At 72.6% G+C, this 9,710-nt stretch carries 10 protein-coding genes; 2 read left to right on the forward strand and 8 right to left on the reverse strand.

From position 1 onward, the window contains the following. Positions 1-17 precede the first annotated feature (17 nt). From VM324_06425 to VM324_06450, 6 genes are read right to left on the reverse strand one after another with little or no spacing between them, the layout of a single operon-like run. On the reverse strand, positions 18-1,382 hold the full coding sequence (locus tag VM324_06425; protein ID HVL98906.1) for a DUF2254 domain-containing protein: 1,365 nt from the start codon (positions 1,380-1,382) through the stop codon (positions 18-20). Then, positions 1,379-2,422 (reverse strand): ABC transporter ATP-binding protein, encoded by a 1,044-nt coding sequence (locus VM324_06430; protein HVL98907.1) that lies wholly within the window; start codon positions 2,420-2,422, stop codon positions 1,379-1,381. The genes VM324_06425 and VM324_06430 overlap by 4 nt, the downstream gene beginning before the upstream one ends. Continuing rightward, positions 2,415-3,440 carry an ABC transporter ATP-binding protein gene (locus VM324_06435; GenBank protein ID HVL98908.1) on the reverse strand — a complete coding sequence of 342 codons (1,026 nt, stop codon included), beginning with the start codon at positions 3,438-3,440 and terminating at the stop codon, positions 2,415-2,417. The genes VM324_06430 and VM324_06435 overlap by 8 nt, the downstream gene beginning before the upstream one ends. Further along, positions 3,437-4,363, reverse strand: a complete 927-nt coding sequence (locus VM324_06440) for an ABC transporter permease (GenBank protein ID HVL98909.1) — start codon at positions 4,361-4,363, stop codon at positions 3,437-3,439. The genes VM324_06435 and VM324_06440 overlap by 4 nt, the downstream gene beginning before the upstream one ends. Further along, positions 4,364-5,305 (reverse strand): ABC transporter permease, encoded by a 942-nt coding sequence (locus VM324_06445; GenBank protein HVL98910.1) that lies wholly within the window; start codon positions 5,303-5,305, stop codon positions 4,364-4,366. 9 nt (positions 5,306-5,314) lie between these two features. Then, positions 5,315-6,871: an ABC transporter substrate-binding protein gene (locus VM324_06450; protein ID HVL98911.1), complete on the reverse strand. Its 1,557-nt coding sequence runs from the start codon at positions 6,869-6,871 to the stop codon at positions 5,315-5,317. A 167-nt stretch (positions 6,872-7,038) separates the two neighbouring features. Between VM324_06450 and VM324_06455 the strand changes: the two genes are divergently transcribed. Continuing rightward, a complete protein-coding gene (locus VM324_06455; protein ID HVL98912.1) occupies positions 7,039-7,962 on the forward strand; it encodes a PD-(D/E)XK nuclease family protein in 924 nt (307 codons plus the stop codon). Positions 7,963-8,006: 44 nt separating this feature from the next. Here the strand turns inward: VM324_06455 and VM324_06460 are convergent, their stop codons facing one another. Both VM324_06460 and VM324_06465 read right to left on the reverse strand, forming a co-directional pair. After that, positions 8,007-8,201: a BldC family transcriptional regulator gene (locus VM324_06460; protein ID HVL98913.1), complete on the reverse strand. Its 195-nt coding sequence runs from the start codon at positions 8,199-8,201 to the stop codon at positions 8,007-8,009. A 212-nt stretch (positions 8,202-8,413) separates the two neighbouring features. Beyond that, complete coding sequence (locus tag VM324_06465) at positions 8,414-9,202, reverse strand: hypothetical protein (GenBank protein HVL98914.1); 789 nt, start codon at positions 9,200-9,202, stop codon at positions 8,414-8,416. Positions 9,203-9,481: 279 nt separating this feature from the next. Here VM324_06465 and VM324_06470 point away from each other — a divergent pair. Beyond that, positions 9,482-9,710: hypothetical protein (locus VM324_06470; GenBank protein HVL98915.1), on the forward strand; the 229-nt coding region annotated here is incomplete at its 3' end.

Consider the following 9,710-nt stretch of genomic DNA (forward strand, 5'->3'; position numbering starts at 1 on the left):
CCGCGGCGGCCCGGCTCCTACAGCGTGAAGGTCGTGCGCGGGGGAACGCGGCCGGCCACGGCCTCACGCGCGGCCTCCGCGGCCCGCCGCACCGACTCCCTGGCCGACTCCAGCGCGAGCTGGTGCCCCGCTTCGGCGACGGCGCGGTCGATCTCGGCGAGCACGGCGGTGCGGCGCTCCTGGGTGCCGACCACCCCGCCGACGTCCTCGAGCAGCCGCAGCAGCCGGCGCATGACCGCCGCGTCCCCTCCCGAGTAGTGCGCCACCTGCGCGCAGGCGATTCCGAGGTAGTCGGCGAACGAGGGGCGGGGCAGCGCCACGCGCACGAGGCCCGCGGCGTCCCGGTGCAGCTCGGCACCGAGCGGGCGGGCGGCGAGCGCGCGCAGCACCTCCGACAGGTGACCGAGCGTGTCGACGGCGGTCGTGGGGTCGTTCAGGCCGGTCGACATGGCTTTCACGGCGATGTCGACGAGCTGGCGGATGCCCAGCGCCGGGTCCTGCTGGAGGGTCCGCTCCGCGCCGAAGGCCACCGCCCCGTTCCCTGCCCTGCGCAGCTCCTCGGTCTCCCGGAGCTCGCCTCCCCCCTCGCGCCGCCACACCCACGCGATCACGGTGCCCTCCGTCACGTGCTCGCCGACGGTGCGCCGGTAGCGGAAGACGACGTCACGCTCCGACGCCTCCCGCACGAGCGGCGCGGAGCGCAGCGCCTGCAGGTATCCGGAGCTCGTCGCGAGGATCTGCACGGCCCGGTCCGGGACGTCGGGCAGCGCCGCCTCCTCCCCCGACGCGGGTTGGCCGTCGCAGTTGCGCCCGATGCACGCGAGTGCCTCCTGCGTGACCTCGCGCATCACCTGCTCGACGCGTATGGACTGGGTGAGGTGGTGGATGAAGTAGACGAGGGCCGCGATGCTCGCGAAGGCGAGGACGAGCTGGAAGGTCACCGCGACGTGCGGCACGAACTCGCCCCCCGGGCTCTCGGACGAGCGCACCGAGGTGAGCGCGACGAGCGCGAACGCGAACGTGGCGAGAAAGGTCGACAGCACGACCTGGTTGCCCCGGTCGCGGAGGAAGTTGCGGAGCACCCGTGGCGAGTACTGCGTCGCGGCGAGCTGCAGAGCGACGACCGTGAGGGTGAACGACACGCTCGTGACGGTCACCACCGCGGTGGCGACCGACTGGAGGATGCCGCGCGCGCCCTCGGCCCCACCGCCGAAGAAGACCGTCACCCACGGCGACGCGGGGTCCACCTCGACGCGGCTGAGCAGCCCGCCGGCCACGACCGCGGCGAGCACCGCCCCGGTAGGCAGCACCCAGAGCGAGCGGCGCAGCCGCTCCCGGGCCGCGTCGAGACGCAACGGCAGCCTGGCCCCCTCCGCCGTCACGGCACCGCCTGCCGCTCGTCGGCGTTGAGGTGCTCGGAGCGCTCGACCTCCCTTCCCACGACCCCGTGGAGATGGCAGGCCGCCCACTGCCCGAGCCAGGCCTCCTGCAGGTCGGGGTCGACGGTGTCACAGGGCTCGAACACGTCAGGGCAGCGGGTGCGGAAGTTGCACCCCGACGGCGGGTCGAGCGGGCTCGGCACGTCGCCGACGAGGATGACCCTCCTGCGCTCGCGCTCGCGGCGGGGGTCCGGGATGGGCACCGCCGACAGCAGCGCCCGGGTGTAGGGGTGCGCCGGCTGCTCGTAGAGGCGGTCGCGGGGCGCGATCTCGACGATCCGCCCGAGGTACATGACCGCGATGCGGTCCGACACGTGGGCCACCGCGGACAGGTCGTGGGCGATGAACAGGTAGGTGAGGCCGAGCTCGTCCTGGAGGCGCTCGAGAAGGTTGAGGACCTGCGCCTGGATCGACACGTCGAGGGAGGCGATCGGCTCGTCGCAGACGATGAAGTCGGGTTCGGCGGCGAGCGCGCGCGCGATGCCGACGCGCTGGCGCTGACCGCCGGAGAACTCGTGCGGGTAGCGGTTGCGGTAGTCGGGATTCAGGCCGACGATCTCCATGACCTCGCCGACGCGATCGTGGCGCGCCCGCTTGCCGGTGTGCAGCCCGTGGATCTCGAGGGGCTCGGCGATCGACGCGCCGATCGACCGGCGGGGGTTCAGGGACGCGAACGGGTCCTGGAAGATCATGGCGGCCCGTCGGCGAAACCGCCGCAGGGCGCGCTTGTCGTAGGCGGTCACGTCCTCGCCGTCGAAGACCACCCGTCCCCCGGTCGGCTCGACGAGGCGCAGCAGGGCGAGGCCCGCGGTGGACTTGCCGCAGCCCGACTCTCCCACGAGACCGAGGGTCTCGCCGCGGCGGACGTCGAAGTCCACGCCGTCCACCGCTTTCACGTGACCGGTGCGGCGCTGGAGCAGTCCCCCGCCGTGGACGGGGAACCACACCTGCAGGCCCTCGACGGCGACGAGCGGCTCAGCCATCGGCGACCTCGTAGAACGCCGCGATCCGGTGGGTCGCGTCGCCGGAGACGCCGCGCAGCGGCGGCTCCTCGGTCCGGCACCGCTCGTCGCGCCGCTCGGGGCACCGGGGCCAGAACGGGCAGCCCGGCGGCAGCCCCGTCGGGTCGGGGGGCAGGCCGGGGATCGCGGTGAGCTCCTTGCGCTCCTCGCCCTCCGGTGTGGGACCGAGGACGGGCAGGGAGGCGAGCAGCCCCCGGGTGTAGGGGTGGCGCGGAGCGTCGTAGAGCGCGTCGACCCCCGCCTGCTCGACGACCCGGCCGGCGTAGAGGACGATTACCCGGTCCGCGATCCCCGCGACGACGCCGAGGTCATGGGTGATCCAGATCACCGCCATCCCGAGCTCGCGCTGCAGACGGGCGACGAGCTCGACGATCTGCGCCTGGATGGTCACGTCGAGCGCGGTGGTCGGCTCGTCGGCGATGAGGATCCGCGGCTCGGCCGCCAGCCCCATCGCGATCATGACCCGCTGGCGCATGCCGCCCGAGAACTGGTGCGGGTAGCTGTCGAGGCGCCCCTCGGCGGCCGGCAGCCCGACGAGCTCGAGCAGCTCGACGGCCCGCCTGCGCGCGTCCGCCTCCGAAAGGCCGAGGTGCAGCTCCATGCCCTCGGTCATCTGACGCCCGATGGTGAGGACCGGGTTCAGCGACGTCATCGGGTCCTGGAAGATCATCGCGAGGTGCCTGCCCCGGATGCCACGCAGCTCCCCGTCGGTGGCGTTGAGCAGGTTCCGGCCCTCGTAGAGCACCTCGCCGGTGACCGTCGCCGGCGGGCGGGGCACGAGCCCCATGAGCGCGTGCGTCGACACGCTCTTGCCGCTGCCGGACTCCCCGACGATCGCGAGCGTCTCGCCGGCGTCGATGTCGTAGGAGACGCCGTTCACGACGCGCGCGGTGCCGCGCTTCGTGCCGAACGACACCCGCAGGTCACGCACGGACAGCAGCGGCGCTTCCTCGCCCCGAGTCCCCGCCGGGCCGCTCATGGCATCGCCTCACTCACCGACTTGTGTCGCGGGTCGAGGGCGTCGCGCAGCCCGTCGCCGACGAGGTTGAAGGCGAGCACGGTGAAGAAGATCGCCAGTCCCGGGAACAGCGCCATCCACCACGCCTGCTGGATGAACCCCCGCCCCTCGGCGAGCATCCGCCCCCACGACGGCGCCGGCGGCTGCACACCGAGGCCGAGGAAGGACAGCGCCGCCTCGTTGAGGATGGCGAACGCGAGGCTGATCGAGGTCTGCACGATGATGGGGGCGAGCACGTTGGGCAGGACGTGGCGGCGCAGCAGCCGCAGGTCGTTCGCGCCCAGCGAGCGGGCGGCGCGGACATAGACCTCCTCGCGCACGGACAGGACGCTGCCACGGGTGATGCGGGCGAAGATCGGCGTGAACACCACCCCGATGGCGACCATGGCGTTCACGATGCCCGGCCCGAGGACCGCGAGGATCGCGATGGCGAGCAGGATCCACGGGAACGCGAACAGCACGTCCATGGAACGCATGACGACGTCGTCGATCCGTCCGCCGTAGAAGCCCGCGACGAGGCCGAGCGCCACGCCGGCGACGAGGGAGATGCCGACGGCGATGAACCCGACCTGCAGCGACACGCGCGCGCCGACGATGACGCGGCTCAGCACGTCACGCCCGAACTCGTCGGTGCCGAAGGGGTGCGCCGCGCTCGGCGCTTGGAGCCGGTCCGCGGCGAGGTCGGCGGAGCGCCGGTTGGGTTCGTAAGGCGCGATGGTCTCGCCGAGCACGGCGGCGAGCACGAGCAGCGCAAGGACCATGAAGCCGAAGACCGCGAGCCGGTTGCGCAGCAGAACCCCGGCGACCTCGCGCCGACGTGACGTCGCCTGGACGGCCGGGGCGTCGTCGACGAGCTCGGGTGGGCCAGCCACGTCGCCGGCCATCTAGTACTTGATCCTCGGGTCGAGGTAGGCGTAGAGGAGGTCGACGAGGAGGTTGATGAGCAGGAAGAGCACGGCGATGACGAGCACGACGCCCTGCAGGACAGGGTAGTCGCGGCGGTTCACGGCGATGAGGGCCAGCTGGCCCAGACCCGGCCAGGCGAAGACCACCTCCACGACGACCACGCCGCCGAGCAAGAACCCGAGCTGCAGGCCCGTGACCGTCACCACGGGGATGAGCGCGTTCTTCAGGACATGGCGGTTGACGACCACCCGCTCGCGCAGGCCCTTGGCTCGCGCGGTCGTCGTGTAGTCCTGGCTGAGCGCCTCGAGCGTCGAGGAGCGCACGAACCGGGTGAGGACCGAGCCGCTCACCACGCCGACGGTGACGGCCGGCATCGCAAGGTGACGAAGCCAGCCCGCAGGCGACTCGAGGATCGAGACGTAGCCCGATGGCGGGAGGACCCCGAGGTACAGGGACAGCCCGAGGATGAGCATGATGCCCATCCAGAAGTCGGGGATCGAGATGCCGGCCTGGCTGAACACCGTCGCGGCGTAGTCGGTCCGCGAACCCTGCTTGACCGCGGAGATGACCCCGAGGGGCAGCGCGATGACGAGCGCGACGACGAGAGCGGCGAACGCCAGGGTCAGCGTGGCCGGCAACCGCCCCAAGATCGTGGCCGTGACCGGCTGACCGGAGCGGAACGACACCCCGAGGTCACCGGCCAGCGCACGACCGAGCCAGGTGAAGTACTGGGCGACGAGCGGCTGGTCGAGGCCCGAGCGCTCACGCAGCTGCTCGGCGATCGCCGGGTCGTAGCGGGTCCCGAGGGCGGCCTGGATGGGGTCCCCGGGCACGAGGTGGACGAGCGCGAACACGAGCACGCTCACGCCCAGCATGACCACGACCGCCTGCACCGCCCGCCGCGCGACGTAGCCGGTCATGGGCGGGCGCTAGCGGTCGAGGCGCACGCGCTCGAAGCGGATGGCGGCATCGGGCCGCACGGTGTAGTCCTGCACGACCGGCTGCCAGGCGTGCACGACGAAGGGGTTGTAGAGGAATCCGTAGCTGACCTCGTCGACGAGCATCTCGACCGCCTCGTCGTAGAGCTCCTTGCGCCGCGCCTCGTCCGTCTCGGTCAGGGCCTCGTCGAGCAGGCGGTCCACCTCCTCGTTCGCGTAGCCGTGGAAGTTGAAGATGCCCTCGGAGTGGTGCTGGAGGTGGTAGAAGTCGTACGGGTCGATGTTGCCCAGCCAGCCGAGCAGGAAGGCGTCGAACTCGCCTTCCCCCTGGCGGGCGAGCCACTCGGTGAAATCGAGCACCTGGATGCTCACGTCGACGCCGATCTCGGCCCAGTCGCTCTCGATCACCTGCGCCGCCGCGATCGTCTGCTCGAACTCCGTGGTGACCATGAGCTCCACCGAGAGGTCCTCGACGCCCGCGTCGGCGAGCATCTGCTCCGCCTGGGCGGGGTCGACGGTGAAGGGCGCGTAGTCGTGATGCCACGGGTTGCCCTCGGGGATGGCGGTCTGGTTCGGCGTCGCGGCGCCGAAGTGGGCCGCCTCGGCGATCGCGTCGCGGTCGACGGCGAAGGACAGGGCCCGGCGGACGTCGGGGTTGTCGAACGGCGGGCGCGCGTGGTTGAAGGCGAAGTACCAGAAGTCGCCACTCGGCTCGCCACCCGCCTCGAGCTCGTCGCTGTCGAGGACGGTCTGCGCCTCCTGCGGGGGCACGTTGTCGGTCCAGTCGACCTGGCCGCCGCGGAGGTTCGTCATGGCGACGGTCCCCTCGGAGACGAAGCGGAACTCGACACCCTCCACGAACGGGCCCTCACCCCAGTAGTCGGGGTTGGCCTCGAGCACGAGCCGCGACCCCTCGTCGTAGCTCACGAAGCGGAAGGGTCCCGTGCCGACGGGGTTCTGGCCGATCGTGCCGTCCTCGACGATGCGCTCGGGGACGATCGCCATGCCCTTGAAGGCCCCGATCTGGGTGAGCAGGTTCGGCGTCGGCTGGGACAGCTGCAGCTCGACTGTGTGCTCGTCGACGGCCGTGACCTCCTCGATGGTGTCGAAGCGCGCGGCGTTCAACCCCTCGTCGGCGATCCGCTCGAAGCTGAACACCACGTCGTCGGCGGTGAACGGCTCCCCGTCGTGCCATACGACGCCCTCGCGCAGGGAGAAGGTCCAGGTGAGCTCGTCCTCGCTGACCTCCCAGTCCTCGGCGAGGGCGGGCTCGGCCTCGGTCGGGGGGTCCCCCGGCTGCACTAGCGTGTCGTAGACGTTCTCGAGCACCTGGAAGCTCGGGTAGGCAGACGTCATGTGCGGGTCGAGCTGGTCGGGCTCGCCGGAGATCGCCGCGATGAGCGTGCCGCCCTCGGCGACGCCCTCGATGCCCGGGTCCTCGACCCCCTGGTCCTCACCGTTGACGTCGACCTCCTCCCCCGGGCTGCAGGCCCCGGCGAGCAGGAGGAGGGCGGCGAGCACGGCGGCGAGTCGGCGGAAGGACATCATGCGTCCTGGCGTCGGGGTGGCGCGGGCGTCAACTACAACCGTCGGATGCGTGCCACCCTTCCAAGGCTGGGCACGCGTGTCAACTCGCACGCCGCGTCGTGTAAGGGACCGGCCTCCTTGGGCGGCACGTGCTCGGCATCGTCGCACCCGCCCGTTACCCTGCTGCCATGTCCGACACCGCGCTCACGGAACCGCCCGCTACCGCTCAGCCCGCGACGCGCCTGCGGCTGTCGTTCTCCCGCGTGGACACCTATCTCACGTGCCCGTTGAAGTTCCGCTTCGCCTACGTCGAGCGACTCCCCCAGCAGCCGAGCCCGAGCCTGTCCTGGGGGTCGTCGGTGCACGCCGCGCTCGAAGCGTGGTGGGACCGCAAGCTGCCCCAGCCGCCTCCGGTGGAGGACCTCCTCCAGGCGCTCTACGACGGCTGGGACGACAGCGGCTTCGCAGGCATGCCCCGCGAGGAGAAGCTCCGCTGGTACGCCCACGCCCAGGACGTGCTGCGCCGCCACCACGCGCGCTACGCGCCGGTCTACGTGCCGGCCGTGGCCTGCGAGCAGTGGTTCGAGCTCGACCTCGGCGGTGGCGTGGAGGTCGTCGGCTCCATCGACCACGTCGCCCGGACGCCGGCGGGCGGTATCGGCATCGTCGACTGGAAGACCAACCGCAAGGCGAAACCACGCGAGCGCGTCAGGGGCAGCCTCCAGCTGGCGATCTACTGCCTTGCGGCGCGGGAGCTCTGGGGCCACGAACCGGAGTGGGTCGCCCTCGACTTCGTCGTCCCCGGCGTGCGGGTGCGCGTCGACCGCGCCGACATCGACGTCGAGGGGGCCCTGGCGACCCTGCGGGACGTCGGGGCCCGCATCCTCGCAGCGACCGCGTTCGCGCCGCGCCCGTCGCGCCTGTGCCCCTGGTGTGACTACCGGACGCTGTGCCCGGCGTTCGACGGGGAGGGTCCCGACGTCGCCGGGCTCGCCGTGGCCGAGCTCGAGCGCCTCCGGCGGCGTCAGGCCCGCGACGCCGCCCGCATCACCGAGCTCGAGTCACTGATCCGTGACCGCCTCGGCCCCGGAGCCCTCGTCGAGGTCGGGTAGCGCCACCGGCCGCGGGGGCGTTGCGGCCGGGGTGGGGCTTGGCGCTACAGCCCCTCGCCCTCCTGCGCCTCGCGCAGCAGCCGGTACACCTCCTCGGCCCGGTAGCGGCGGTGCCCGCCCAGCGTGCGGATGGAGGACAGCTTGCCCGCCTTCGCCCAGCGCGTGACGGTCTTGGGATCGACCCGGAACAGCTTCGCCACCTCCGCAGGCGTGAGCAGCTCCTTTTCGTCGTCGGCCATGGTCCTCTGCTCCTTCGAGCGCCTGCGCCCGGGTTTCCGTTGGTAGCCCCCCGAGTGGGGGATTATATGTCCCCCATCGGCAGAAGACGGCAAGTGTTAAGCCCCCCAATCGGGGGAAGGTGGGGGATGTCCGGGTCGGGGCTTTGGAGATCGTCGCGACGTCTGGGGAGGCCCCGGGCGCGGTGGCGCCGGCCGCCCGACGGCCCGGTGCCTCAGCGGCGGGCGCGCTCCAGGAAACCGATGCCCTGCCCGACGGGCTCCACGAGCCGCCACCCGTCGTCCGCGGCAGCGTCGAGCTGAGCGGCGAAGGACCGCAGGCGCGCAGCCGCCGCCCGCAGGTTCCCGACCCCCTCGAGCACCGTCGCCGTGGCGACGAGCGTCTGGTGGCGGATGTCCTCGTGCGGTGGCAGCGGCTCCCCCTCGGGCACGCACAGGCACTCGCCCAGGGGGTTCGTCAGCACGCCGAAGCGCGTACCGGGGTCGGCCCCGAGCCGCTCGAGGTCACGCTCGACGCGTGCGGCGAGCTCCTGGCCGGAGTCGCCGCGGTGCCAGGCGAGCGTCCCGTCGGCCAGCCGTTCGACCACGGGGACGTCGGTGAAGCCGGGCGCGTCGAGGTCGACGAGCACGACGTCGTCGTCCTCAGCCCAGGGGGTCAACGTGAGCACGTCGTCGTCGCGCCTGCCGAAGCGCGCCCGCGCCGCGGTGCGTGCGAGCATCCGTGCGTCGACGGGGGCCAGGGGCGCGTAGCGCTCGAGGTCGACGCCCTCGTCGATCACCACGACGTAGTCGCCGCGCGTGCTCTCGACCACGAGCGCGGGGCGCTCGACGCTGAGCACGGCCAGCCGGACGCGCTCGTGGACCTCGAGGGCGCGCAACCCGTCCTGCAGGGCGCCAGAGGGCCGGCAGAGCACGAGGTCACCGTCCGCGGTGGCGGCCACCTGGAACAGCGGCCTGCCCGTGGCGTCGAGCGTCGCGAGGTCCTCCAAAGCGCTGTCGCCCATGTCGTCATCCTCTCGTGCGGCTCGGGCAGGCGGTGCGGGAAGGAATACCCGAATGGTTCGGCTCGCACCAGTGACGGGCGCCTGCCGGGTGCCGGAGTCCGGCGTGCGCCGGCCGGCCGGTCCTGGGCAGGGCGGCGACGCGTCCCCCGCCAGGATTCCCGCGCGTGCCCGGGAAAGCCGGCGCGCGGACGGCATCGCCGGCAGCAAGGCAAGCGCCCGCGCAAGATTCCCGCGCCGGCGCGGGAAAGCCGGCGCCGGGGACGGCATCCTGGCACGACGATGCGTGACCCGTCCCGCCCAACCCGCCGAGGCGTCGCCGTCCTGGCCGCCGTCCTCGCGCTCATCGCCGTCGCGGCCGTCGCGGCCGCCCTCACCCTGCCGCGCGGCGGCGGTGCGAGGGAGTCGGCCTCCCCGACGGCCGACCAGCGCGCCGCCGGCCACCGCGACGCCGCAGGTCACCGCGACGCCGGCGGCGCCCGCGCCAGCACCGGCGACCACGACGTTGCGC

It is taken from the genome of Egibacteraceae bacterium (assembly GCA_035540635.1).
Lineage (GTDB): Bacteria > Actinomycetota > Nitriliruptoria > Euzebyales > Egibacteraceae > DATLGH01.